This is a genomic window from Bacterioplanes sp. CLAM21 (genome assembly GCF_059641015.1).
Map to the genome: position 1 here is coordinate 3,155,842 of NZ_CM184929.1, position 24,482 is coordinate 3,180,323.

Genomic DNA, 24,482 nt, shown 5'->3' on the forward strand with positions numbered 1-24,482 from the left:
GCCGGCGCATTATATACAAAAAGGAACTTCTGCGAGTTTGGCGTGGGAATTATCATGGGTAAAGATGAGTAAACCTTGGCCGACATCAATAGTATGCGCATTCCATCCGCTCCTCTCATCAGTGAACGCAGCTTACAGCAAGCTGGCCTAAGCCCTGCGACTAACGCATTTAGGGCGGAAGTGGTGGCTGTCAGCAACACAGAAACGCCAGGGCGTTATGTCGTTACCGTGCAAGCCGGCCAACAACAACTCGAGCTGCACAGCGATCAGCTATTGGCAACCGGCAGCAAGCTGATACTGACCGCCAGCAACAGTCAGCCACCGACGGTCAGCATTGTCGCGGTTCAACCACCAGAAGAACAGCAAGCTCTGGATAAGCTGCTCAGTCAATGGCTCGCCAGTCGCTTACCGCTCACGCAAAACAGCCGCCCGGCACAAATACTGGATACCCTGCTACAGCTGACTCAACAAGCCAGTACACCGACTGATGTCAAACAGGTGCTGCAACAGTTTTTACAACTCAGGCCCGCGATGCCCAACCGTGGCCATCCAGCCATTAACCCAACAGCAGCTCAGTTGCCGCCTACGGCAAACGCTCTAACGGCTGTTTCGGTATTGCAACGCCCAAGTATTACGGGGCCTTTGCCACCGCTGTCGTCGGCAGTGATACAGGCGACGGTTAACCTAAAGCCAGGCAGCGCCTTCACACTCAGTTCTGCAACGCCTCCGCAGCAGCCACAAACAGCGGCGCCCATGTCACCTATCCAGGGGACTAACAGCCTCAACAACAGCCAAAGCACTAGTAGCCCAGCCACAGGGAACAGCTTATCGATGCGCCAAGCCGTTGCAGACGCTGGGGTATTTTATGAAGCGAGACTGGTATCACTGCTTGGCGGTCAACATGACAAGCTGTCCTCGCAACTCACTCAAACCTTGTGGCAACGGCTTTCAGCCACCATGCAAACGCCCAATGCCAGCTCAACGGCAAACAGTTCAACGCACCCGGGCACATCAGCAGCACCTCTTGCTTCAACCGCCTTAGTACCAGGGTCAGCCAATGCCAGCACTCAGGTGAATGCCGCACCATCATCGGACAGCGCCACTCCAGCACCGGCCGCTGGCGCCCCTACCTCGTCAACACAATCATTATTATCGTCACTATTGTCAGCCAACCGGCCGGCAACCAATAACACCGCTCTCGGTGCTGCAGAAGCCAAGCCAGACAACACCAGCATTGGTGAAAAACTGGCGCAGCTGGCACAAAGAATCAATCAGCAAGCGCAACAAGCCCTGAGCCAATTGCAAAAAACGACAGATGACGCCTCTGCCGATGATCCAGCGCCAGCAGAACAGCGATTGGCTGCACTGCTCACCCCAGTCCAGCTCAGCACGGTGGATTTAAAAGGCTCATTAGCTCGAGCCTATCAGGTATGGCACCAGCTGATTCACTCCAGCAACTCGCCTAAGAACGACAGCAGCCGCCCGGCACCGCTGCCGCTGTCGTACACCATGAATAGCGATGGACCAGATGGTTTTCGGTTACTGCAATCCACCCTTGCCAGTCTAGAGGTTGAGCAGTTTCAACACTTACGCAGCGATCAAGATGGTCAGCAGCCTATGTCGCTGCCACTGTTTTTGCGCCAAGGCGAGCAACTGCGTGCCATTGAGATGGAGTTAGAGTCAGCCAATGCAGCTGACGGTCTAGATGGAAAAACCGGCTGGCATATAGTGTTGCATTTTGAACTGCAGCAATTAGGGCCGTTGGATGTAGAAATTGAGCTTAGCCAAGACACAGTATCAGCGACCTTTTGGTCACAACAGGCGAATACCCTGCAACAGTTGCAGCAACAACTGCCGCCCCTGCGTCACACGCTCGAAGCACTGGGTGTTGAGGTAGATGTATTGCACGCTCGTCATGGCCAAAAGCCAGCCAAAGAGCACAACCAGATACGCACTCGGCTAGTGGACTTACACACATGATAGCCACGTTGACCATGGCCCCAAAGCCCACCCAGGGTGCAATCGGAGCACATCCGCCTGATGGGCTGACACACATAAGAGGACTGCATCATGGGCACTATTAAAGATGCCATTCCAAATTCACTGTTGCAGGCCAATCAAGCCGTTGCCGTGACCTATCAGCCAGAGTCCGGCAAGGCACCCTTCGTTAGTGCCCAGGGCGACGATGAGTTGGCGCAAGCCATTATTCAGCTAGCGCTGCAGCATGAAGTGCCCATTTATGAAAACGCCAGCCTGGTACGTTGGCTATCTCAGCTAGAACTGCACGAAGAAATACCCGAAGTGCTGTACCAGGTGATGGCGGAGATATTAGCGTTTGTTTACGCCCTGGAGGGAAAGCGTCCCGACACCCATGCCGGGACTGACTGATCAGGCCTTGACCGCCGTTTGGCTTTCCACCAACGACAGCAACCAGCTGATGTGCTGGAAAATAACATCATGAGGAATCAGCTCAACCCCCGCCAATAGCTCACCAAAAGCCTGATAGCGATAGGTATCAACCAAACCATGCACTGATGCGACAAAAAACAGCGCTAACCGCTTTTGCTGCACCTGAGACTGGCGGGTATAAGCCGGAATGGCGTCCTGCAGCAGCGATAAGACATGCCGCTGCCACTCATCCACTTGGCTTTGTACCTGCAGTTGCAGCTGCTGATCACTCAAATCACCGTCGGTTAAGCGCAATAATGGCGGCTGAAACATCAACTGGTAGTAACCAGGGTAGCGCTGAGCGAACTCAATCCATTGACCTGTAAAGGCATAGAGGGCTTGTGTAGCGGTATGGGTATCGGCCATTTGCTGCTGAATGGCACCAAAGATCAAATCAAAACCGCGTTTGCGGGTTTGCAAAAACAGCACTTCTTTATTGGGGAAGTAGTTATAGATATTGCTGGCCGTCATGCCCAGCTGTGCCGCTAGCTTGCGCATCGACAAATGGTGAAAGCCGACGTCGGCCATCACCTGTGAAGCACTGTCCATAATTCGCTCGCGTTGAGCGTTCACCTCTTCCTGCGTAAATGGCTTCTTGGGCATCCCCTCACCTCTGATATGGTCTGAGCTTGTCTTTATTGTTATGTATCAACGGCCAAAACCGTTATGACTTGAGCAACAGCGCCAAGGTAGTTCACCAGGCTAAAAGTTATAGAACGATTGTTTCTTTGCAAAATCAAGACATTCGGAACTTTCTCATGCTGTATGACACACTTCAGCCAAAAAACTGTCGCAGCAAGGCCGCACCGCCTTGACGCAAGGCAATACGACTGTTTGCTGATGTCGCTACACTGCTGCTTTTGAATGAGATCGGCTTTCGTTATGCACGCTTCATTGCAATGGGATCCACTCCTGATCCAGCGCTACAATCGCCCGGGCCCACGCTACACCTCCTACCCTACGGCGGTAGAGTTTCTGCCCTGTGCTGACGATGGCCAGGAACGCGCCGCCTTTGCCCAACGCGACAACAGCAAAGCGCTGTCGCTATACATCCATATCCCGTTTTGTGCTCATGTGTGTTACTACTGCGGCTGCAATAAGATAGTCACCAAGCGTCGCGAGCAGGCAGAACCGTACCTGCAATTACTCAAGCAAGAGATTGCTCAAAAGCGTGCCTTGCTCGGGCCAGGCGTAGTTGAACAGCTGCATTTTGGCGGCGGCACACCGACGTTTTTATCCGATCAACAGCTGCTCGAGCTGATGCAGTTTTTAAAACAGCAGTTCACCTTTAGCGATGCGGACAGCGCCGACTATTCGATAGAAATTGACCCGCGCGAGCTAAGGCCCGACACTCTTAAGCTGCTGCGCCAGCAAGGTTTCAATCGCATTAGCTTTGGCGTGCAGGATTTAAATAAGCAGGTACAGATCGCCGTCAACCGGGTACAGCCAGAGGCGATGATTCGTGCCGTAATGAGCGAAGCACGAGAGCTGGGCTTTCGTTCGATTAACCTGGATCTGATTTATGGCTTGCCGCACCAGACGCTGGAGTCGTTTGCCGAGACGTTAAGCACCATTATCGAGCTGCGGCCACAACGCTTATCGGTATTTAATTACGCTCACTTACCCGAGCGCTTTAAACCGCAGCGCCGCATCAACAATGAAGATCTGCCAGCTGCCGATGAAAAACTCAATATCCTCGGTCATTGCATTCAGACCCTAACCGCCGCGGGCTACCACTATGTCGGCATGGACCATTTCGCACTGCCTGACGATGAGTTGGCCAAAGCCCAGGCCCAAGGACAGCTGCACCGCAACTTCCAGGGCTACACCACCCACGGCGACTGCGACCTGATTGGCTTTGGCGTATCGTCTATTAGTCAGATTGGCGACTACTACCTGCAAAACCAGGTATCTTTAGCAGACTATGAAAAAGCCGTGCAACAACAGCAACTGCCCACCATGAAATATCGACATACCGATGCCGATGATCATATGCGCCGCTATGTTATTGCTGAGTTGCTGTGCCATTTAAAGGTGAGTTACGCCGAACTCGACCAACGTTTTCAGATCGACAGCCGCCAGCAGTTAGCCGACAGTGTCGCTGCCTTGGCGCCGATGCAAGCCGATGGGCTAGTGGAGTGCGACAAGCACGGCGTAAGCATTACCGAACGAGGACGTTTATTAGTGCGTAACGCCTGCATGGCTTTTGATCGATATCTACCACAACATGCCCAGCAGCGTTTTTCTAAGGCGATTTAAACGCTTAGCCCATGCCTGCCTGTCGCTGTTAACAGCGGCGCTGTTGTTTGCCGGCATCAGCCATTGGCAAACCCGCTCTATGGTCAGCACAGGCGAACAGCTACCAACGCTTCAGCTGCAAAGTCTGACGGGCGAGCAAACACTCATAGATTGGCAACAGCAAACGACGCTGCTGTATGCCTTTGCGCCTTGGTGCGGCGTCTGTCGCATCAGCATGCCAAGCTTATCGTTATTGGATCAGCAACAAGTGCGCGTGCTGGCCATCGCCTTTGATTACGATCATCCTCAGCAAGTAAGCCAGTTTTTGCGTGACATTAACTATTCGGGCGATGTTTTCTTAGGCACAGATAAGCTGTTCTCACAGCTTAAACTCAGTGCTTATCCCAGTTATTACGTGATCGGCGCCGACGGCCAGATACGTCACCGTGATCGCGGCCTGAGTACACCGCCCGGGTTGTGGTTACGCACTCAGTTATAGGTGTGGCTTATTACAAGGCTCCAGGCTGGCCCTGCCAGAATCCCCAACTAGTGCCGTCATGCATCAAAAAGACGCGCTTTTCGAACGGCTTTTCGAATGATTCCAAACTGCGTCTCAGGGTGCGCGCCCGCTGAAAAACAGGATCACTCACCCAGGCCTGTAAATCCTCGACATACCATTGCACATACGCCTCAGCGTAATAGTACTGGTCGATCAAATAAGGGGGAGACAGCTCCAATATGTTCTTTAACCGTCCGCGACCGTAATAAAAACCTTCCGCCGTGGCAGATTGCTGCGACTGCTCGTTGTAGTTATAGCGCCAACCCACCCTCACCTGACGCCGACTGCCATTGGGGCCATCAACGGTGACCATGTCCATGGTTTTCTCACGCACCACCAAGTCGTGGTCAAACAAAGCCGCCAGCAACAGGGCGTCTTTGTCACGACTGGCTCGATCCACATCATAGGGCAATGGAAACGGCAGCCATATCAGTGGCTCATTCTTTAACGCTTGGTCAATGACGGTCGCAGCTTGTTGCTCAGACAAAGCCGGTTGGGCCTGAACCAGGTTGCTTTGTGTGAACATCAGTAATAAAAGTGTAACAATCGTTGGTTTCATCTTTTTACATCGTCCCTTAGGATACGCGTTTCGACGAATGTCGGACTTGTCACCCAACTGTCATATGACGGCATTAGTGTCACGACAAACATAACGATAGGTTTCATCATGCAGCAAGCGACCGCCAGTCACAGCCTTGCCGGTAGCGAGTCACCTCTGGTGGCCCGCATCACTCAGGATGCCACCGAGATACAACAGGCTCTGCAGCTACGCTACAAGGTCTTTGTTGAGGGCATGGGAGCACGGGTTCCCTCTGCCGCTCAAGGCATTGACCAGGATGACTACGATCAACACTGCCTGCATTTAATTGTAAAAGATGTCGATAATGATCAGGTGGTTGGTTACAGCCGAATCCTAACCAATGACAGCGCTATTGCCGCAGGTGGTTTTTATTCCGCCAGCGAGTTTGATTTGTCGCAAATTGTCCAGCCAGGCAAATGCTATATGGAAATCGGTCGCACCTGCGTTGATCCGGATTATCGCAGTGGTGCTGTCATCGGCATGCTGTGGTCAGGCATTGCTCAGTTTATGGCGGCGCACGATATCGATTACCTGATGGGTTGCGCCAGTATTTCCCTGGCCGATGGAGTCTCTAAAGCCATCGCCATCGTCGACCATCTGCGTGAAAAGCACTTTACCCCGGCCTCTATGCGCGCCGAACCGCGCGTGCATTTGCCGCGCACTGAAGTCGATCTGGATGGCCGCAAACTGCTACCACCGCTGTTAAAAGCCTACCTGCGCATTGGGGTTAAAGCCTGCGGTGAGCCCTTCCACGACAAAGACTTTAATGTCGCCGATGTGTTGATTCTGCTCGGCAAGGACGACATTAATCAGCGCTACCTGCGCCACTTTGCTCGCACCGAAGGCTAACGCCACCTCATATCGTGGCCGCCCGCCGGCCACACCACTACAAACATTGACGCCCTTGGCGACACGGACGACGCTGTACCTCTCATCTCTAACAAAGAGCAGCCTATGAGCATCAAACAGCGACTGCAGAGCTGGATCAACTCCTCCTCTGGACTGCGTCGTATTTTGAATATTTATGGTCCCTACCTAGGCGCTGGCGTGCGGGTTGACTACCTTGCCCACGACTACAGAGAGGCCCAGGTGAGCATGAAGCTGCGCTGGTTTAACCGCAACTACGTCGGCACCCACTTTGGCGGCAGCTTGTTTAGCATGGTCGACCCTTTTTACATGTTAATGCTGATGAACGTGCTTGGTCGCGACTACATCGTTTGGGATGCCAGTGCCGAGATTGTGTTTGTAAAACCTGGCCGCGGAAAAGTTACAGCACACTTCATCGTCAGCGATGAGATGCTGGCTGATATTCATCAGCACACCGCCTCTGGCAACAAGTATTTGCCCAGTTACGATGTTGCCATTGTTGATGCCGACGGCGAGTTAGTAGCAAAAGTGCAAAAGACCCTTTATATCCGCCGCAAAGGCTGACGTGCATCAGCCTAGATGATGCTAACTCTGCTAGGCTTAAAGCAGATATCAAAGCGAGGTGACTATGAGCAGCGTGACCATTAGCCAGGCCAGTGAATTGATCTGGGAGCTGCTGGAGGCTCTGGAGGATGCTTATTGGGAAGCATCCTCCTGCCGCGATAAAGACAGCACCTTCAACATGCTGCGGGTGTTAAACGCTGAGTATATGGAACTGCTGAAAGTCAGTGTGCAGGATCATCACTATGAGTACGAGGTCATTTCGACCAGTCAGGACGCCATGATTCAAGCGCTGGCTGAATATCAGCGTTTCACCAGCGACTACCCTCACCGCTTACGGACCCAGCAGCGGCTGCGTCGTTTCCTCAGCCAGTTCAGCTCTATGGTGACACCCGCCGATCAATAGCTCGGTGGGTAGCTCTGGCTACCTGCCGATTTCACGGTACAATCGCGACAACCTTTCGTTACTCGGATATTGCATGCGAACAGTTGCCAGCCTGACCTTGTGCCTGAGTCTGTTGACCGGTTGTGAACAAAGAACCAGTACTCCTATCAGCCAAGCGCCCGACGCCAAGATAGAGCCGATACCGGATTTTTCCTTGCACCACAACGTAGATGACAAGAAGCAAGCCTTCTTTGATTACCTGATGCCGATGATTGATCAGGTCAATGATGAAGTTTTGGTGGAGCGGCACAGTGTAGAGGCCATGCAAGCCCCATTTAACCAACAACAACAGCAACAGTTAGCGCAACTGGCGAAGCGCTATCGGGTTCGCTCAAGTGATCCACACGTTCAACAGCAAAAGCTGTTAACACGGCTGCTGCCTATTCCACCATCACTGGTGCTGGCACAGGCAGCCAATGAATCGGCCTGGGGTACCTCGCGCTTTGCCATTGAAGGCAATAATCTGTTTGGCCAGTGGTGCTTTCGTAGTGGCTGCGGCTTAGTGCCGCAAGACAGACCCGAAGGGGATCAGCACGAAGTGGCAGTGTTTGATTCACCGCTCGATTCTGTACGCAGTTATGTGCGCAACCTTAATTCGCATCCACAGTATCAACTGCTGAGAAAGCTGCGAGCTGAGCAGTGGCAACAGCAAGGCTATGCCTATGGCACCACCTTAGCAGCTGGATTGCTGGGCTATTCGGAAAGACGGGAAGAGTATGTGCAGGAAATTCGCAATATGATCAGCTACAACCGCTTAAGTCAGTTTGATCAGCCCGACGTACAGACGTCGTCACCGCAGGGATAACCGTGAACGAGCGTCGAGCCAAGCAGCGCCAGCAAGCTGCACCATTAAAACTCACGTTGTGCCGCAAATATTGGTTTGGTGTCAATGGCCGTAACTATAGCGCCCGTAGCCGAGATTTTAGTCACAGCGGCATGGCCATGCTCAGCCCGAAGCGCTTTAGGCCGGGCACCGTTTTACTGTTAACACTAGAAAGCGCCGATCACAGATTGCAGCGGCTGCCTGCCGAACTGCTGCGCTGCGAGCCGGCGGGTGACAATTATTTATGCGCCGTGCGCTTTCAGTTTGATCATTTATCTCATCCTGCTCGCCAGGCCGTCGACACCGTGCTGCTGCACTTACAAATGAGCCTTAAGAGCACCGCCTGAATTGTGTTTGGAGTATCCTGTGACGGATCAAAGCCCGCGCCAGAAAGTTCTGGTGATCAACTGTGGAAGTTCTTCCATCAAATCAGCCCTGTACGCCTCAGGACTTGCGGCCCAGCCCGAGCTCACGGCGTTAGCCGAGCGCTTAGGCGATAGCAGTGCCAGATTAATTGTTCACGACGGTATAGAAAGCAACACTGTATCTAAGACAGAGCTAGCCATTCCCGCCCCCTATGATCACCAAGCAGCCCTGCGCTTGCTGTTATCTCAGTTACAGCCACAGCTGCCGCACTTGCTCGGTATCGGTCATCGAGTGGTACACGGTGGCGAACAGTTCAATACCAGCACACGCATAACCGAGGCCGTGTTGCAGCAATTAAAGCAACTGTCCGATCTAGCCCCACTGCACAACCCGGTCAACCTGCTAGGCATAGAGACCCTGGCGCAGCTGTTACCAGACGTCGATCAGGTAGCGGTGTTTGATACCGCCTTTCACCAAACCTTACCCGAGCAAGCTTACCTCTATGCCGTGCCTTATGACTGGTACCAGCAAGATGGCGTACGACGTTATGGTTTTCATGGCACCAGTTATCGCTATGTTAGCCAGGTGGCGGCGCAGCGTTTGGCTCGCCCCCTCACACAATGCCAATTACTGATTGCCCACCTGGGCAATGGTTGCAGCGCCTGTGCCATTGCCGATGGCCAGTCCGTCGATACCACCATGGGGCTGACGCCGCTGGAAGGTTTGGTCATGGGCACCCGCAGTGGCGACCTTGATGCCGGTGTGTTTGACCATATGGCACGCCGGCGTGGCTACCGATCAACGGACATGGTAGAGGCGCTGAATAAACACAGCGGTTTAATGGGATTGTCTGAAGGATTGAGCAACGATATGCGCAGCTTGCTGCAAGCAGAGCAGCAAGGCGATGAGCGCGCCCACAGAGCCATCGAGGTGTTTTGCTTTCGTGTCGCACGCCAGCTGGCCGCCCTAAGTGCCTCCCTTAGCCATATCGATGCCTTAGTATTTACCGGCGGCATTGGTGAACATGCTGCAGCCATTCGCCAGCGTATCATCGATGCCTGGAAAAGCCTGCCAGTTGAGCTGGATGACGAATTAAACCAGCGCCATGGCGGCCAAGATGGCCGCATCAGCCGCCCTGGCAGCCCCGCCGTGTTCGTCATTGCCACCGATGAAGAACGCATGATCGCCGCGGATACTTACGAGTGTATTAAGCGTGATTAATCTACTAGATAGCTGCATCAGCCGCCCTCACAGCCACACTGTATTCGTCATTGCCACCGATGAAGAACGCATGATCGCCGCGGATACTTACGAGTGTATTAAGCATGATTAATTTATTGATTGCCCCCACCAGCCTCAATACCGGCCTGACGACCATTAGCCTTGGATTAATACGTGCACTGGATGCCCAAGGCCTCAAGGTCGGCTTCGTCAAACCCATTGCTCCCAACTACGCCGATAGCGAACGCTCGACCCATTTGGTGCGCCAGGTACTGGGCTTAAGCATGCCTGACCCACTGCGCCTGGGTGCCATTCAGCAACGCATCAGCCAAGGCAAACTCGATCATGTGTTAGAAGAAGTGGTGGCGCTGCACGATATGGTCGCCGCCGATTGCGATGTGGTGTTGATTGAAGGCTTAGTGCCGGATCGAAGCGAACCCTACACCGCCAAGCTAAACGCCGAAATGGCCAAAGCCCTAAATGCCGACGTGCTGCTCGTGGCGGATGGTCAAGCACGTACCGTAGAGCGCATTCAATCGGATTTGCGCCTGCAAACGGGCCTGTTTAGCAGCCAGCGTCTGAATTTGATGGGCTGTTTGATCAATAAAGTCGGCGGCCCAGCCAGCGAGGCGGGGCTGCCTGCCGATGAAATTGCCAGTGAGCGCTATTTAGCTGGCCAATGCACGCAACAACAAGCCTGGGATTTACAGCTCGATCAGTGTCCGGTGCTGGGAGTCATTCCCTGGAATGCCGAGTTGATCAGTCCACGTACCTTGGATGTCGCACGCGCCCTAAATGCCGACATATTGCACGCTGGTGAACTGGCCAGACGTCGGGTACTGCGCATCAGCCTGTGTGCCCGTACCCTCAACAATATGCTCGATACCTTACGGCCGGGCACCCTAGTGGTCACCCCCGGCGATCGTGACGACATCGTATTAGCAGCCGCCATGGCGGCCAATAACGGCACCCCTTTGGCTGGCTTGCTGCTCACAGGTGGCTTTACGCCGTCGCAGAACTTAATCCATTTGTGCCGCAGCGCCTTAGATACCGGCGTGCCCGTGTTACAAACTCGCCGCGATACCTTCGCGACCGCGCGAGTACTGGCCAATATGAATACCCGCGTGCCCATCGACGATGTCGATCGCGTTAACGACATCATGTCCGTTGTCGCTGAGCATCTGAATATCGAGCTGCTGAAGCAGCGCCTCGGCGCTCCTCATGCATCACGCATGTCACCAGCCGCCTTTCGCCATCAAATCGTCAGCCGTGCTCGCATCGCCGCCAAACGCATTGTACTGCCAGAAGGTGATGAGCCCCGCACCATCCAGGCCGCCGTGGCCTGCCAACAACGCGGCATTGCCCACTGTGTATTGTTGGGCAATCGTCATCGCATTCGCCAAGTGGCCGAAGCACAGGAAATCGAACTCCCTGAAGAATTGCAAATTTTACAGCCAGAAGACATCCGCCAGCGCTACGTCGAACCTCTAGTTGAACGCCGCAAACATAAGCAACTGACAGCCGATATGGCGTTGGCTCTACTCGAGGATAACGTCGTGTTGGGCACTATGATGCTGGCCGAAAATGAAGTCGACGGCTTGGTCAGCGGTGCCGTGCACACCACTGCCAACACCATACGTCCGGCGCTGCAATTAATAAAAACCGCGCCCGATGCGCGCTTGGTATCGTCGGTGTTTTTCATGGGCCTGCCAGATCAAGTGCTGGTGTACGGCGACTGCGCCGTTAACCCAGATCCTAACAGTGAAGAGCTGGCGGATATTGCCATTCAGAGCGCCGAATCCGCCAAAGCCATGGGCATAGAGCCCAAAATCGCCATGATCAGTTACAGCACCGGCGCTTCGGGCTCAGGCTCTGATGTCGAAAAAGTTCGCGCTGCTACCGCATTAGTGCGCCAGCGGCGACCCGATTTGATCGTCGACGGTCCACTGCAGTACGATGCCGCCACCACCGCCAGCGTTGCTCAAAGCAAAGCACCGGACAGTGCTGTAGCCGGACAAGCCACTGTGCTAGTCTTCCCCGACCTTAATACAGGCAACACCACCTACAAGGCGGTGCAGCGCAGTGCCAACGTCATCAGCATTGGTCCTATGCTGCAAGGCCTGGCCAAGCCGGTCAACGATTTGTCGCGTGGCGCCCTGGTTGAGGACATTATTTACACCATCGCTCTCACCGCGATACAGGCCCAACAACACCAATAAATAAGGAAAGGTCTTATCATGGCATTGCTTACCGGTGTCGTGGCCAGCCTGCTGCTGGTCGTGAACACGTTGTTCTGCAGTGGAATTCTGTTCGCTCTAACATTGATAAAATTATTACTGCCATTTAATGCCGCACGCAAAGCCCTGAACCCTTTGCTGGTCGCCATTGCCAGCCTTTGGGTATCAGGCAACTCGCTGTGGATGCGACTGACTCAGCGCATGGATTGGGATATTCAACTGCCCGCGAGCCTCAGCCAGGACGGCTGGTATTTTGTCATCTGCAATCACCAGTCTTGGGTCGATATTCTGGTGCTGCAACACAGCCTGAATGGCCAGGTACCGTTTTTAAAGTTCTTCCTAAAGCAAGAGCTGATTAAGGTCCCGGTGATGGGCGCAGCCTGGTGGGCACTGGATTTTCCCTTTATGAAACGCTACAGCAAAGCGTATTTGGAGAAGCACCCGGAAAAACGTGGTCAGGATATCGAGACCACCCGCCGCGCCTGTGAAAAATTCAAAGACATGCCGACCTCGGTGATGAATTTTCTGGAAGGCACCCGTATATCGCCAGAAAAATACGCCCGTCAGCAATCGCCATTTTCGCATCTATTAAAGCCTAAAGCCGGCGGTATGGCGTTCGCTATGAATGCCATGGGTGATCAGTTTCGTTCTATTGTCGATGTCACCATTCATTACCCCGATGGGGCTCCGACGTTTTGGGAGTTTCTACAGGGTAAAATGAAGCGCTGTGTGGTGCATGTCGAGGAGAAGCAGATTCCTCAAGATCTACGCCAGGGCGACTATGAAAATGACGATGACTACCGTCAACGTTTTCAGCAATGGGTGCAACAGCTCTGGCAAGAAAAAGATCAGCTGCTCAGCACCCTATCACAACAGACCTGATTACGGCCCAGGTGTTTGGCCTGATATAAGGCTTGATCGGCGCGCTGTAGCAAGGCTTCAGCGCCCGATTCTGTTGTCACTAGAGTGCTGGCAACGCCAATACTGACAGTCAATCGTCGCTGCGACGATGCTGGATGGGCCAGCGCCAAGTCATAAACATGCTGGCGTAGCTTTTCCGCTAAACACTGCGCTGCCTGCTGATCGGTATCGGCCAGCAGCATAATAAACTCTTCGCCACCGTAACGTGCACACAAGTCGGCGCTACGCCGACACACGGCCGTCATCTGGCTTGCCACGCGTTGCAAAGCAGCATCACCGGCAGGGTGGCCAAGGCAATCGTTAAAAGCTTTAAAGTCATCGACATCAATCATCAACAGCGCTATTGGTTGCTGGTAGCGCCGAGCTCGCTGCCACTCATCCTGCAAAACTTGCTCAAAATAACGACGATTGTACAAACCGGTCAGGCCATCGGTAATCGATAACTGGTGTAACTGCTGTACTAATTGCTGTTGTCGTTGGGCTTCCAGTTCCAGCAAACGTTGCTGAATAAATTCATGGCGCGAGATTCGCTCCATGGTCAGCGCGAGATAGGCCCCCAGCAAAATCATCAGACACCAAAACAATAAAAACAGCGGACGCAGTGCCAATAAGGCCGACTCAACCTGACTATTCGCCGCTTCGGCAGACCAAAGAGAAGCCAGCAAGTAGCTTATCAGCATGCTCAACGAGCACGCCAAAAAGGCTCTGATACTGGAGCGCAGCACCACCATGGCAAACACCTGTACCGGAATCAGCCCAACATGGTAAGCAAAGCGAATGCTGCTCTCGAGCAGGGTGGTAAAAGCCACAATCGATATACCCACCAGGGCAATGCCCAGCGCCACCACACTTAGTAGCGGCTTATCTGGGCAGCGCTTCGCCCTGTACCACAGCACCACGGCCATACTCAGCCCCAGCAGCATGCGCACACACACCATTAACAAGGCCTGCTGACCACCAAACAACCCGTCTGCCCAAGCAAAAGCCAGATACAACACCAGCCCTACTGCCAGCATGGCCAGATCCAGCTGCATAAAGCGCTGCTGTCGATGCTGCAGATAGGACTGCTCCCAGTCCATAGGAAATGGCCGCCAACCACGCTGACTTAACTTCAATGCATGCAGCTGGTTGATCTGTTGTTCGACTGACCGTAAGGTATCCTGGCCTGTAACAGCCACTGGTGCTAACAAAGACAGCTCCTGAATATCAGTATTCGGCGGTGGCGGCGGTCACACAGCAAGTGCTGTGCATTTATCAGTTGTTCATTGAATAGATTATCACCGAGGATTCCATGAAGGTATATGACGACATCAGTCAGTCCATTGGCAACACGCCCCTGGTTCGTATTCGCCATCTGACAGGTCACCCCCATGTGTACGCTAAGCTGGAAAATCGCAATCCAGCGCACTCGGTTAAGTGTCGCATCGGCGCCAATATGATCTGGCAAGCCGAGCAAGATGGACTGCTGAAACCGGGCATGGAAATCGTCGAGCCGACCAGCGGCAATACCGGCATTGCTTTGGCATTTGTGGGCGCCGCACGCGGTTACCAAGTGACCCTGACCATGCCAGAAACCATGAGCATGGAACGCCGTAAAGTGATGCAAGCCCTAGGCGCCAAGCTGGTATTGACCGAAGGCCCCAAAGGCATGAAGGGAGCCGTTGAAAAAGCCGAGCAACTGCTGGCCGAAGCACCGGAGCAGCGCATCATGCTGCAACAGTTCAGCAATCCTGCTAACCCTGCCATTCACGAGAAAACCACCGGCCCAGAGATTTGGCAAGATACCGACGGCAAGGTCGATATTTTTGTTGCAGGCGTAGGAACCGGCGGCACCATCAGTGGTGTGTCGCGCTACTTGAAGCAGCACAAAGCCATTACCTCAGTCGCCGTTGAACCCGCCGATTCAGCCATTATTGGACAGCGTTTGCGCGGCGAGACCATTACACCAGCCCCTCACAAGATTCAGGGCATTGGTGCCAACTTTATTCCTGACAACCTCGATTTGGATATCATTGACCGGGTCGAGACCGTCAGCAACGAAGAAGCCATGGGCATGGCCCACCAGCTGATGTCTAAAGAAGGCATATTGGCCGGTATTTCTTGCGGTGCCGCCATGCAAGCGGCACTCAGGCTAGCAGCAGAGCCCGACAATCAAGATAAAGTCATTGTTGTGATCTTACCGGACTCAGGTGAGCGCTATCTGACCTCACCGTTATTTGCCGGTATGTTCGAAGATCAATAAAGTGCTGTTCAGCCATCGCGAAAGCTTCTGTGACGGCTTGCTGGTATACATACCACAAGCCATTACAGAGGCTGATGAGCTGTTTGATCGGTTATTGCAATCTCTACCATGGCAACAGCCGCACGTTCAGGTATACGGCAAGCAGCATGCCATTCCACGGCTGCAATCCTGGCATGGTGACCCGCTGACACACTATCGATACTCAGGTCAGCTGCTGACGCCTGAGCCTTGGACGCCTGAACTACTGCAGCTGCGTGAGCAAGTGGCTGAATTTGGCTTATCAAACTGCAACAGCGTGCTCTGCAATCTGTATCGCCATGGCCAGGACTGCATGGGCTGGCACAGCGATGATGAGCCAGAACTGGCTGCCATGCCCATTGTATCCATCAGTTTGGGCGCCCAACGCGACTTCGCTATTCGCCACAGAGGCAACCAGCGTATGCACAGCAAATTGGCGTTGCAGCACGGCAGCGTATTAATTATGCAGCCAGAGTTTCAATGCCAGTGGCAGCACAGTTTGCCAAGGCGTACCGGCATCAACGAGCCACGTATCAACCTGACCTTTCGCCAGGTTCATGCTTCTAATCACTGACCAATCAAGGCTTCAATACGAAACATGATGACGGGGGTGGTCTCATAGTCTTTATCGCGCTCCCACACCAACTCCTGCGCCACTTCACCAAACACCCAGTCTTGATACAAGCTTTGCCGGTAGCGCACACGAGCACTGTATTGATAAAAGGTGGCGTGTTGCTGAGTGTCGCCGCTAGCCCCAAAGGTATAAGCCAAAGCCGAGTGGCGACTGAACTGATGAAATAATCCAGCACTGTAACTTAAATCCAGATAATCCTGATTCAGCTGGTACTCAGCCTTTGCCTCAATGCGAAACAGTTTTTCAACATTAATAGGATGATCAAAACGGACCTGAGTTTCTTCTCCCCAGCCATCTTGAGTGCGATAGTAAAACTGCTGGGTAAAACGCATTTCCCACTCGGGCAAATAGACGTAACGCCTTGCCCGCAAGCGAATAAAAGGATCCGGGGGAATGCCCCAGCGTACACCGGCATCAATATTGGTTTTCCATTCTTCCGTTTCATCCAAGATAAAACGCAAGGCAGCGGTATATTCTGGGTTTTCTAATGACTCAATCGGATCAGCTTCACGGTTATCCTCGTCTTCATCGGATTCCAGTAGCAGGTTTAAGCGTTCATTGGTATTGGGTAATACCAACTTGACGCTCAAGCCAAACCGATAATCAACGGGATCACCCAGCTCACGCCGGGTAAACCAAGATAACCTCGCCCGACTGCCTTCAACATCATCGTCAGTGACCGTGTCACTGAAAAAGGTATCGACAAAAAAACCGTCAATATTGCCGGATAAAGAATCCAAATAATCCGCTAACCAATCACGTGAACGCGACACCATATCCGGCGTAATCGGAGTTTGCTGAGGATCGTCAGTGTCGTTTTTAGCTGGCAATTCAGCATCGACCGGATTGTAATAATACGGCTGTGGCAACAGCGCTAGCGCTGGCAGCTGCATACACAAGAGTATCGCCGCAAAGGCAAATCTCGTCATACCGGATCGTGGTGAATTAACACCTCAGCCGTGGGAAATGCGATACGAATTTGACGCTCCACTTCATCTCCAATTGCGTGTGCCTGAAACAATGGCTGGCGGCCGTCAAGATCCAGATGTAACTGAATAAACTGCACCGTGCCCGCTTGGCGTGTTCTGAGCTGATGGTACCCATGCACACCGTCGACAGCGACAATAATATCGTGCAGCCGTTGCTCATCTTGCTCCGGCAGTGCTTTATCCATTAATACCGTCAGCGCTGCCCGAACAATGCCGTAGACGCTATAAAGTAACAGCACAACAATCACCAAAGCGACAACAGGATCGAGCCAAAAATTGCCAAACTGGGTCGCGATCAAGGCAACGATCACTGCCACATTGGCGAGAATGTCACTGACATAGTGGGTGGAATCTGCCCGCACCGCCAGAGATTGTGTCTGCGCCACCACCCAGCGCTGATAAGCCACCAAAGACAGCGTCAGCAGCAGTGACATCACCATCACTACCATACTCAGAGTTACCGCATGCACCGGTTGCGGACTGATCAGCCGGTCCACCACCTGTAGCAGCAGCACACAAGCGGAACCCAGCACAAAGGCTGACTGCACTAATGCCGCTAAGCCTTCCGCTTTGCTATGACCAAAGGGATGATCGTCATCGGCCGGTGTCAGCGCATAGCGAATGGCCAGAAAGTTAACCAAAGAAGCGACGATGTCCATCAAGGAGTCCAACAATGATGACAACACACTGACGGAATCACTGACCCACCAAGCCAGTAGTTTACTCAGCAGTAATACCATCGCCACCAGCAATGACGCGGTTGCAGCACTCTTAATCAGGCGTTCACGTCGGTCCACACTGGCTCCTTGTAGTTGAGACAGGTCATTATGCGGAATTCACCGCCCCTTGACTATTGACCTGATGACACGGACTGCCCATATTAGCGCCCGGATAAAAAGGAAGGTTATTATGCCGGTTAAAAATGCTCTGGTTGTCGATGATTCGAAGTCGGCCCGTCTGATGTTACAACGTCTTTTAAGCCGTATGGACGTTCAGGTCGATCTCGTTGACAGTGCCGAAGCGGCGCTGGAGTTTCTCGAAACGCGCTCGCCAGACGTTATTTTTATGGATCATATGATGCCCGGCATGGACGGTCTAGAAGCTACTCAGCTGATCAAGTCCAATCCCAAAACGGCGGCCATCCCAACCATTATGTACACCTCAAAAGAAGGTGATGACTACATAGCCCAAGCACGTTCACACGGCGCCCATGGTGTGCTGCCCAAGCCGGCCAACCAAGAAGCCATTATGGCAGTAATGGAAAGCCTCGATGCTCCAGCCGCTAACGATGAAAAACCTGCTGCCAGCAACATTGCTTTGGCTGAGGTAGACCGTCTGGTACAACGCCACCTTAAACGCGCTTTGACCGAGGCTAAAAGCGAAATTGCCGCCGGTCTCGACAGTACTACCCAACAGCTGCAACAAGCACAAAGTCATCAGTTAAAACAGTTGCAAAGTGATATGCAGCAGCAACTGACAGCCCAGCTGAAAGACGCGCTCAACGCCAAAGCACTGTTTGACACCATTAAGCCACTGCAGCAACGTTTGGCCGTTGGCGTTGCCAAACAGCTCGACGACAAGCAGTCAGAGCGCTTGCTGTTACAACTCAAGCAACTGCAAGACAAGCAACAAAAAGCATTGCAGCAACTTGATCAGCAACATCAACAAGCGATCAAGCGTGCAACCATTATTGCCCTCATTGGCGGCGCAACCATTGGCAGCCTGGTCGCTGTTGCTCTGCATTTATTAGCTTGATCAGTATCAAGACAGAGTCGACTGGTGCCCACTAGCCACCAGGATGGCCTGTCTATACCTTCCTTTAGCCAGCGTGTCTCAGTAGACTGGCTCACTGGCCTGAGTGCTCACTCAGGCCAGCATACAAGAAGCCAATTATCTGGCCATACATCTCACTACGACCATCATCAGATCAGGGATACCGCATGATCAGAGTTGTTATTATTGCTGCAGCCATTGTTTTGTCTGGCTGTGCGGCGACCACACCGCTGCTGGTCGCTGAAGCTGGCGGCCACCAAATCGCACGCAAAGATGAAGACCGCAAAGTGCGAGCAGCGGCGGCATTAAAGGAAGAACCGGATTTACTGACCTATTCCGTCGATGCCATTGTTCGTGGCAAAACAGAAAATGCCGTTGCGACTTATATGAAAGGTTATAGCGCACCTGATTACAGCCAAAACATGAAGTCACTGGCCTTGTATCAAGTCGCCCTGCTGTATATGAACCGTTTTAATGATCAACGCGATGATGATAAAGCGCGGGCTTATCTGCAACAGCACCGTATCGAATTTCCACAGTCCAGATTGCAGCCGCGAATTGAAAAACGCTTAGCCATTCTCGACAAACGCAGCAACGACCCTGTCGATTTAAGCGCTAAACAATTACTAAAACGTGTGGACCGTGCGCAGCTGCTAAAACATGAAGATATTCCCTTCGACGCTCAGCTCACCCCCATGAGTGAACGCGCCATTACCCAAGAGCGCGTGGCCGACGCCGAAAGTGTCTATCTGATTTTATACGACAATAAAGCGTCGTCTGAAACCATGAGAGCAAAGGCGCTGTATCAGCTCGGGCTAATTTATATGAGCCCTTACAACCGCCACGGCAACAATGATAAAGCGCTGGCTTATTTCCGCAAAATCACTCAGGAATTCCCCAATACCGAGCTTGCGTCACAAGCCAGCAAACGCATTACCACACTGATTAACCGTCAGTGATCGAGGGTTAATTTCATCGCCGCCGATAATTGCTTGGCGTCGGCGGGCTGACCAGACCGAGTGGTAACGCCTTTTAACCAATGCGCAACGGCCTGTGGATTGTTGTGCATCCAATCGCGCACCGCACGATCGGCGGGCACAAACTGATTTAAGATCATATCCATCATTTGCCCTTCCATGGCGAGGTCAAAGGTCAGGTTATTGAGGAAGCGAGCAACATTTGGGCAATCCGCAGCAAAACCGCTACGTACGTTCGTATGCACACTGGCACCACCATAATTAGGCCCGAAATAATCATCTCCGCCTGATAAATACTGAATATCAAATTGATTATTCATCGGGTGCGGCGCCCAAGCTAAAAAAGCGATCCACTGCTGGTCGCGAATATGACGCTCGACCTGGCGCAGCATTAAGCTCTCAGGTAATTCCATCAATGAAAAACCTGACAAACCAAATTCATTTTTGGCCATCATATCCAGCAGTAGAGCATTGCCGTCATTGCCCTTTTCTAGCCCGTATAAACGACCATTAAAACGCTGTTTAAACTTAGCCAAATCAGCAAAGCTACGCACACCGGCTTTATAAACATAACTAGGCACAGCCAGAGTGTATTTCGCACCATCGAGATTGGTTGTCAGAGTATGCACCTGGCCTTTTTGCACATAAGGTGCCACCACTGGCTCCATACTAGGCATCCAATTGCCAAGGAACACATCCGCCTCAGCATTGGCTAGGGCTTGATACACTTCCGGCACCGACATTTCATCGACCTTGACCTGATAACCTAAACGCTTAAGCAGCTCAGATGCCACGCTGGTCGTTGCCTGTACATCGGTCCAATTTACCTGCGCAAACCGAACCTGCTGGCACTGCGCCCAACTAAATACTGGTAGTAACAAGGATAAAGCGACGATCAATATTTTCATAAAGTCCCCCATGGTTCGGCGGCGATCGTAACCAGATTATGGCTATAGAAAAAGGACCAATTTAAGACAATGAGTAAAAAGTCAACTATTGATTTACCAGTCAATTTAGCCGCCTAGCAGCGAGCGACAGGCAGCTAAACCGTAACAGAAGAGGATGATTGAAGCAGCGCAACTCATAAGGTTAAACAGCAATAGACACACTGTGTATCTAATGCTGTCAGGGACATGCTTCACTAATTACTGATACGCAACTTCATACTGGCTAACACCGCATCAACATTGACCGCCTTGCCATTTTGCATGGTGATGCCCTGCAGCCAATCGGTAACCAGATGAGGATGAGTATACATCCAATGACGCGCTGCACGATCGGCTGGCACAAACTGGTTCACTATCATATCCATAATGCCGGCGACCTGATCAGCGGGCAGCTGTAACTGTGCCAGCAGTTTTGTGGCATTAGCGCAATCTTGGCTGAACTTTGCTCGCGTTAGGGTATTGACCGACGACAGCCCCATATCTGGACCAAAATGATCATCGCCTCCTTGCAGGTAACGCACGTTATAGGCCTCATTCATGGGATGCGGCTCCCAGGCTAAAAACGCCACCCACTGCTTGTCTTTGTGATAGCGCTTCACTTGGCGTAACATCAACCGCTCGGGCAGTTCAATTAGGCTAAAGCCGCCTAGCTGGTGGGTGTTTTTATCAATCAAGCCGCGCAGGTATTGATTAGCGCTGTTGCCCTGCTCTAAACCGTGTACTCGACCAGCAAACTGTTGCCGGTGTTTGCCAATATCAGCAATGGAGCGAACACCCGCTTCATACACATAATCTGGAACCGCCAATGCATAGCGTGCTTGGGGGATATTCTTACCAATGATTTCTACCTGCCGGCGCGACAAATACGGATCTATTTGCTCTTGGCTCGATGGCAGCCAAAGACCTAAAAAGGCGTCTAGCTCGCCAGAAGCCAGCTTGGCATAGATATCGTTCTCATCCAGCTCAAGTTGCTTGGGTTGATAACCCAGCTCCTTTAACAGCTCACTGGTCACCGCCGTGGTGGCTCGTAAATCACTCCAATCGACCAAGCCAAAACTGACCGACTTGCACTCAGCATGGGAAAAGGCTGCCACGAACCATAACGCCATCCACCATATCCGCATATCACAACCTCTATTCGTCAGTGAACATCAGGGGCGAAGTGTGCCACTGTTCAATGTAGCGGGTTGTGATCGGCTTCTCAGGCAAGGTGACAGCCTGTCACGATTGTAAGCCTTGTGTTTACTCCCAATCGTGACTTACTGCCACTCTCAACATAGATTCAGTCTTAGTGACTCGCCAACCAGGTATCGATGATGGTTACCACCTGATGCATGCCGTCTTTCAGTGTCTGACGAATATGCTCCATGGTAATGAGATCATCCGACTTACCGGCAGCAGGGTTCACCACTAGACACACGCTGGCGTAAGGAATGCCAAGTTCACGAGCCAAGGCAGCCTCAGGCATGCCGGTCATACCGACAAGATCACAGCCGTCATTCTCTAACCGTTGTACTTCTGCGATGGTTTCTAGCCGAGGGCCCTGCGTCGCAGCATAAACTCCGCGGTCTAACACAGTAATATTAGCGGCCTTTGCTGCCACCAATAGGCTTTGGCGTAGTGGCTCATCGTAAGGGTGACTGAAGTCGATATGATCGAGCGGACGGTAAGTGCCATCAAAAAAGGTGGCTTCACGGCCCCAAGTGTAATCCACCAACTGGTGCGGTATGACGATGGCGCCACTGCCCATATCCGGATGAATCCCCCCCACGGCATTAACGGCAATAATACGTTCGGCACCCAGCTCTTTTAACGCCAACAAATTGGCCCGATAGTTAATCAAATGCGGCGCGATCGAGTGTGGCTGACCGTGGCGCGACAGAAAAATAACTGGCTGTTGCTGCCATTCTCCGCGTTGCGGTACCGACGAAGGAGCTCCCAGTTCAGTAGTAATGGGAGCTGCCTGCCACTGTTCTGGCCCGTCAATTTCGGTTAAGCCAGTGCCGCCAATAATGGCCGTTATTTGCTGAGACATGAAACGTCCTGAGAATCCAACACAAAGGATGCAGAGTTTAAGCAGTCAGCGGCTGAAGTCGAGCACGAGTGTGCTGAGCGCGTTCACTGTCGCAGTCAGCACTCGCTTGTTGGCGCCTGAGTGCCGTTGCTTGCAGTGGCTGTAGATTCAAGCGCGGCAGCGCCAGCGATTGCACAGCATGCAGTACCTGTAAGGCTCCGTCTCGATTATTGCAGGCCAGCAGTGCCTGAGCACCAGCCTGCACAGCGAGCTGGGTCCGGCTGGCATACCCCCCCACTTCGGCCGCGCCTTGCATAGACAAGTCGTCACTAAAAATAATGCCATCGAAACCCAATTCAGCACGCAATATATCCTGCAACCACTGACGTGAAAAACCCGCAGTGTAATCAGGGTCAACGGCACTATAAATCACATGAGCAGGCATCACTGCCGCCAGTTTTTGAGCCCTGATTAACTCTACAAAGGGAGTCATATCCTGTTGCAGCTGCGCAATGGGGCGCGAATCAATAGGCAGCTCTACATGGGAATCCGCCACCACTGCGCCATGGCCAGGAAAATGCTTTGCGGTTGCTGCCATACCAGCCTGTTGCATCCCGTCGATCCAGGCACCCGCCAAAGCCACTACCGGCTCAGCGCTGTGTCCAAACGCACGATCACCAATTACCTGTGAACAGCCATATTCAATGTCCAACACTGGCGCAAAGCTGAGATCAACGCCACACGCAATCAGCTCCGTGGCCATCAGCCAGCCTGCATCTTTGACCAATGACAAGGTCGCATCAGCATCTTGCTGCCATAGGGCTTCAAAGCTCAGCATCGCCGGCAAACGAGTAAACCCCTGCCGACAACGCTGTACCCGACCACCTTCTTGATCAATGCAAATTAACAGCTCCGGCCTAACGCTACGGATGCTGTCGGTCAGTGCCAATAACTGCTGCGGGCTTTGGTAATGACGAGCGAATAGAATGACACCCACCAAAGCGTCATGCTGCAACAGTTCATCGTCAGAGGGGCCAAGCTCAGGCCCACTGACATCGGCAATAACGCCAACGGTTTGATGATTCATTAAGCGATATTCCGACAAGGGATAATGCGAAAACTGTGGGGCTGAATCCACACCAAGGTGCCTGCAGTGACGCGTTCATATAAATCGATAACGTCGGCGCAGCGCATGCGAATACAGCCATGGGAACGTGGCTCGCCCATAGGCTCAGAATCTGGAGTACCGTGGATATAAATGTAACGACGCATGCTATCAACACCATTACCGCGGTTAAATCCCACTTCTAAGCCTTGAAGCCAGAGGATGCGCGACAAAATCCAATCGCGTTGCGGGTGCTGCTGTGCCAGCCGATGATTATAAATTTCCCCAGTTGCGCGGCGCCCGACAAACACACTGCCTTTTTCCGCACCACTGCCGATACAGGCGCGAACGCGGTGCCAGCCTCGAGGGGTTTGCCCGCTGCCATCGCGCTCTCCGACGCCATTGGCGGCGGTTGATACTGGGTATAAATGACAAGACTCGGACGTCGACAAACGCAACGCCTGATCGGCAATAGAGATCTCAATCAGAGGAAGATCACTGGATTCCAACATCTAGA

26 protein-coding genes are annotated in these 24,482 nt (G+C 52.7%); 16 read left to right on the forward strand and 10 right to left on the reverse strand.

Features of this window, described 5'->3' with window-relative positions:
- Positions 1-75 precede the first annotated feature (75 nt).
- On the forward strand, positions 76-1,980 hold the full coding sequence (gene fliK, locus AC55FS_RS14300) for a flagellar hook-length control protein FliK (RefSeq protein WP_496932932.1): 1,905 nt from the start codon (positions 76-78) through the stop codon (positions 1,978-1,980).
- A gap of 90 nt (positions 1,981-2,070) precedes the next feature.
- Positions 2,071-2,388 carry an EscU/YscU/HrcU family type III secretion system export apparatus switch protein gene (locus AC55FS_RS14305; RefSeq protein ID WP_496932933.1) on the forward strand — a complete coding sequence of 106 codons (318 nt, stop codon included), beginning with the start codon at positions 2,071-2,073 and terminating at the stop codon, positions 2,386-2,388.
- On the opposite strand, the gene AC55FS_RS14310 is transcribed toward AC55FS_RS14305, so the two are convergent.
- The gene (locus AC55FS_RS14310) at positions 2,389-3,051 is read right to left on the reverse strand and encodes a TetR/AcrR family transcriptional regulator (RefSeq protein ID WP_496932934.1); all 663 of its coding nucleotides are present in this window, start codon (positions 3,049-3,051) and stop codon (positions 2,389-2,391) included.
- 279 nt (positions 3,052-3,330) lie between these two features.
- Here AC55FS_RS14310 and hemN point away from each other — a divergent pair, with 279 nt between their 5' ends.
- Entirely contained in the window at positions 3,331-4,707 is a 1,377-nt protein-coding gene (gene hemN / locus AC55FS_RS14315) for an oxygen-independent coproporphyrinogen III oxidase (protein WP_496932935.1), read from the forward strand.
- Positions 4,676-5,185 carry a TlpA family protein disulfide reductase gene (locus AC55FS_RS14320; protein WP_496932936.1) on the forward strand — a complete coding sequence of 170 codons (510 nt, stop codon included), beginning with the start codon at positions 4,676-4,678 and terminating at the stop codon, positions 5,183-5,185. Before hemN ends, AC55FS_RS14320 begins: the two co-directional genes overlap by 32 nt.
- 10 nt (positions 5,186-5,195) lie before the next feature.
- Here AC55FS_RS14320 and AC55FS_RS14325 read toward each other — a convergent pair whose 3' ends face one another.
- The gene (locus tag AC55FS_RS14325; protein WP_496932937.1) at positions 5,196-5,804 is read right to left on the reverse strand and encodes a hypothetical protein; all 609 of its coding nucleotides are present in this window, start codon (positions 5,802-5,804) and stop codon (positions 5,196-5,198) included.
- A 108-nt stretch (positions 5,805-5,912) separates the two neighbouring features.
- Between AC55FS_RS14325 and AC55FS_RS14330 the strand changes: the two genes are divergently transcribed.
- The 8 genes from AC55FS_RS14330 (at position 5,913) to yihG (ending at position 13,227) form a co-directional block, all read left to right on the forward strand.
- The gene (locus AC55FS_RS14330) at positions 5,913-6,674 is read left to right on the forward strand and encodes a GNAT family N-acetyltransferase (protein WP_496932938.1); all 762 of its coding nucleotides are present in this window, start codon (positions 5,913-5,915) and stop codon (positions 6,672-6,674) included.
- 105 nt (positions 6,675-6,779) lie between these two features.
- Complete coding sequence (locus AC55FS_RS14335) at positions 6,780-7,256, forward strand: DUF4442 domain-containing protein (protein ID WP_496932939.1); 477 nt, start codon at positions 6,780-6,782, stop codon at positions 7,254-7,256.
- Between the two features lie 64 nt (positions 7,257-7,320).
- On the forward strand, positions 7,321-7,659 hold the full coding sequence (locus AC55FS_RS14340) for a hypothetical protein (RefSeq protein ID WP_496932940.1): 339 nt from the start codon (positions 7,321-7,323) through the stop codon (positions 7,657-7,659).
- 73 nt (positions 7,660-7,732) lie between these two features.
- Positions 7,733-8,503 carry a glucosaminidase domain-containing protein gene (locus tag AC55FS_RS14345; RefSeq protein ID WP_496932941.1) on the forward strand — a complete coding sequence of 257 codons (771 nt, stop codon included), beginning with the start codon at positions 7,733-7,735 and terminating at the stop codon, positions 8,501-8,503.
- Positions 8,504-8,505: 2 nt separating this feature from the next.
- Complete coding sequence (locus AC55FS_RS14350) at positions 8,506-8,868, forward strand: PilZ domain-containing protein (protein WP_496932942.1); 363 nt, start codon at positions 8,506-8,508, stop codon at positions 8,866-8,868.
- Between the two features lie 19 nt (positions 8,869-8,887).
- Positions 8,888-10,108, forward strand: coding sequence for an acetate/propionate family kinase (locus AC55FS_RS14355; protein ID WP_496932943.1), 1,221 nt, complete (start codon positions 8,888-8,890; stop codon positions 10,106-10,108).
- 104 nt (positions 10,109-10,212) lie between these two features.
- Positions 10,213-12,327: a phosphate acetyltransferase gene (pta, locus tag AC55FS_RS14360; RefSeq protein WP_496932944.1), complete on the forward strand. Its 2,115-nt coding sequence runs from the start codon at positions 10,213-10,215 to the stop codon at positions 12,325-12,327.
- Between the two features lie 18 nt (positions 12,328-12,345).
- Complete coding sequence (gene yihG / locus AC55FS_RS14365; RefSeq protein WP_496932945.1) at positions 12,346-13,227, forward strand: 1-acylglycerol-3-phosphate O-acyltransferase, YihG family; 882 nt, start codon at positions 12,346-12,348, stop codon at positions 13,225-13,227.
- Here the strand turns inward: yihG and AC55FS_RS14370 are convergent.
- On the reverse strand, positions 13,194-14,456 hold the full coding sequence (locus tag AC55FS_RS14370) for a GGDEF domain-containing protein (RefSeq protein WP_496932946.1): 1,263 nt from the start codon (positions 14,454-14,456) through the stop codon (positions 13,194-13,196). The two genes, yihG and AC55FS_RS14370, sit on opposite strands and share 34 nt — an antisense overlap.
- Before the next feature lie 101 nt (positions 14,457-14,557).
- Between AC55FS_RS14370 and cysK the strand changes: the two genes are divergently transcribed.
- Both cysK and AC55FS_RS14380 read left to right on the forward strand, forming a co-directional pair.
- Positions 14,558-15,508 (forward strand): cysteine synthase A, encoded by a 951-nt coding sequence (gene cysK / locus AC55FS_RS14375; RefSeq protein ID WP_496932947.1) that lies wholly within the window; start codon positions 14,558-14,560, stop codon positions 15,506-15,508.
- A 1-nt stretch (position 15,509) separates the two neighbouring features.
- A complete protein-coding gene (locus AC55FS_RS14380; protein WP_496932948.1) occupies positions 15,510-16,100 on the forward strand; it encodes an alpha-ketoglutarate-dependent dioxygenase AlkB family protein in 591 nt (196 codons plus the stop codon).
- On the opposite strand, the gene AC55FS_RS14385 is transcribed toward AC55FS_RS14380, so the two are convergent.
- Entirely contained in the window at positions 16,094-17,089 is a 996-nt protein-coding gene (locus tag AC55FS_RS14385; RefSeq protein WP_496932949.1) for a hypothetical protein, read from the reverse strand. The genes AC55FS_RS14380 and AC55FS_RS14385 overlap by 7 nt on opposite strands.
- Entirely contained in the window at positions 17,086-17,946 is an 861-nt protein-coding gene (locus AC55FS_RS14390; RefSeq protein ID WP_496932950.1) for a cation diffusion facilitator family transporter, read from the reverse strand. Before AC55FS_RS14390 ends, AC55FS_RS14385 begins: the two co-directional genes overlap by 4 nt.
- A 112-nt stretch (positions 17,947-18,058) precedes the next feature.
- Between AC55FS_RS14390 and AC55FS_RS14395 the strand changes: the two genes are divergently transcribed.
- Both AC55FS_RS14395 and AC55FS_RS14400 read left to right on the forward strand, forming a co-directional pair.
- Positions 18,059-18,904, forward strand: coding sequence for a response regulator (locus tag AC55FS_RS14395; RefSeq protein WP_496932951.1), 846 nt, complete (start codon positions 18,059-18,061; stop codon positions 18,902-18,904).
- 185 nt (positions 18,905-19,089) lie between these two features.
- Positions 19,090-19,881, forward strand: coding sequence for a tetratricopeptide repeat protein (locus tag AC55FS_RS14400; RefSeq protein WP_496932952.1), 792 nt, complete (start codon positions 19,090-19,092; stop codon positions 19,879-19,881).
- On the opposite strand, the gene choX is transcribed toward AC55FS_RS14400, so the two are convergent.
- The 5 genes from choX to AC55FS_RS14425 all read right to left on the reverse strand — a co-directional run bounded on the left by choX (position 19,875) and on the right by AC55FS_RS14425 (position 24,477).
- The gene (choX, locus tag AC55FS_RS14405; protein ID WP_496932953.1) at positions 19,875-20,807 is read right to left on the reverse strand and encodes a choline ABC transporter substrate-binding protein; all 933 of its coding nucleotides are present in this window, start codon (positions 20,805-20,807) and stop codon (positions 19,875-19,877) included. The genes AC55FS_RS14400 and choX overlap by 7 nt on opposite strands.
- A 233-nt stretch (positions 20,808-21,040) precedes the next feature.
- Positions 21,041-21,955: a glycine betaine ABC transporter substrate-binding protein gene (locus AC55FS_RS14410; RefSeq protein WP_496932954.1), complete on the reverse strand. Its 915-nt coding sequence runs from the start codon at positions 21,953-21,955 to the stop codon at positions 21,041-21,043.
- A 179-nt stretch (positions 21,956-22,134) separates the two neighbouring features.
- A complete protein-coding gene (locus AC55FS_RS14415; protein WP_496932955.1) occupies positions 22,135-22,881 on the reverse strand; it encodes an S-methyl-5'-thioinosine phosphorylase in 747 nt (248 codons plus the stop codon).
- Positions 22,882-22,918: 37 nt separating this feature from the next.
- Entirely contained in the window at positions 22,919-23,947 is a 1,029-nt protein-coding gene (nagZ, locus tag AC55FS_RS14420) for a beta-N-acetylhexosaminidase (protein ID WP_496932956.1), read from the reverse strand.
- Entirely contained in the window at positions 23,947-24,477 is a 531-nt protein-coding gene (locus tag AC55FS_RS14425) for a L,D-transpeptidase family protein (protein WP_496932957.1), read from the reverse strand. The genes nagZ and AC55FS_RS14425 overlap by 1 nt, the downstream gene beginning before the upstream one ends.
- Between the last annotated feature and the right edge of the window lie 5 nt (positions 24,478-24,482).

Excerpts from the sequence above, each read along its gene's own strand:
- AC55FS_RS14305 (WP_496932933.1), top strand. The coding sequence starts at position 2,071 with ATGGGCACTATTAAAGATGCCATTCCAAATTCACTGTTGCAGGCCAAT.
- AC55FS_RS14330 (WP_496932938.1), top strand. The coding sequence starts at position 5,913 with ATGCAGCAAGCGACCGCCAGTCACAGCCTTGCCGGTAGCGAGTCACCT.
- choX (WP_496932953.1), bottom strand. The coding sequence starts at position 20,807 with ATGAAAATATTGATCGTCGCTTTATCCTTGTTACTACCAGTATTTAGT.
- AC55FS_RS14340 (WP_496932940.1), top strand. The coding sequence starts at position 7,321 with ATGAGCAGCGTGACCATTAGCCAGGCCAGTGAATTGATCTGGGAGCTG.
- AC55FS_RS14320 (WP_496932936.1), top strand. The coding sequence starts at position 4,676 with ATGCCCAGCAGCGTTTTTCTAAGGCGATTTAAACGCTTAGCCCATGCC.
- AC55FS_RS14335 (WP_496932939.1), top strand. The coding sequence starts at position 6,780 with ATGAGCATCAAACAGCGACTGCAGAGCTGGATCAACTCCTCCTCTGGA.
- AC55FS_RS14415 (WP_496932955.1), bottom strand. The coding sequence starts at position 22,881 with ATGTCTCAGCAAATAACGGCCATTATTGGCGGCACTGGCTTAACCGAA.
- AC55FS_RS14395 (WP_496932951.1), top strand. The coding sequence starts at position 18,059 with ATGCCGGTTAAAAATGCTCTGGTTGTCGATGATTCGAAGTCGGCCCGT.
- pta (WP_496932944.1), top strand. The coding sequence starts at position 10,213 with ATGATTAATTTATTGATTGCCCCCACCAGCCTCAATACCGGCCTGACG.
- AC55FS_RS14400 (WP_496932952.1), top strand. The coding sequence starts at position 19,090 with ATGATCAGAGTTGTTATTATTGCTGCAGCCATTGTTTTGTCTGGCTGT.
- AC55FS_RS14310 (WP_496932934.1), bottom strand. The coding sequence starts at position 3,051 with ATGCCCAAGAAGCCATTTACGCAGGAAGAGGTGAACGCTCAACGCGAG.
- AC55FS_RS14385 (WP_496932949.1), bottom strand. The coding sequence starts at position 17,089 with ATGACGAGATTTGCCTTTGCGGCGATACTCTTGTGTATGCAGCTGCCA.
- nagZ (WP_496932956.1), bottom strand. The coding sequence starts at position 23,947 with ATGAATCATCAAACCGTTGGCGTTATTGCCGATGTCAGTGGGCCTGAG.
- cysK (WP_496932947.1), top strand. The coding sequence starts at position 14,558 with ATGAAGGTATATGACGACATCAGTCAGTCCATTGGCAACACGCCCCTG.
- AC55FS_RS14425 (WP_496932957.1), bottom strand. The coding sequence starts at position 24,477 with ATGTTGGAATCCAGTGATCTTCCTCTGATTGAGATCTCTATTGCCGAT.
- AC55FS_RS14345 (WP_496932941.1), top strand. The coding sequence starts at position 7,733 with ATGCGAACAGTTGCCAGCCTGACCTTGTGCCTGAGTCTGTTGACCGGT.
- AC55FS_RS14410 (WP_496932954.1), bottom strand. The coding sequence starts at position 21,955 with ATGGCGTTATGGTTCGTGGCAGCCTTTTCCCATGCTGAGTGCAAGTCG.
- AC55FS_RS14325 (WP_496932937.1), bottom strand. The coding sequence starts at position 5,804 with ATGAAACCAACGATTGTTACACTTTTATTACTGATGTTCACACAAAGC.
- yihG (WP_496932945.1), top strand. The coding sequence starts at position 12,346 with ATGGCATTGCTTACCGGTGTCGTGGCCAGCCTGCTGCTGGTCGTGAAC.
- hemN (WP_496932935.1), top strand. The coding sequence starts at position 3,331 with ATGCACGCTTCATTGCAATGGGATCCACTCCTGATCCAGCGCTACAAT.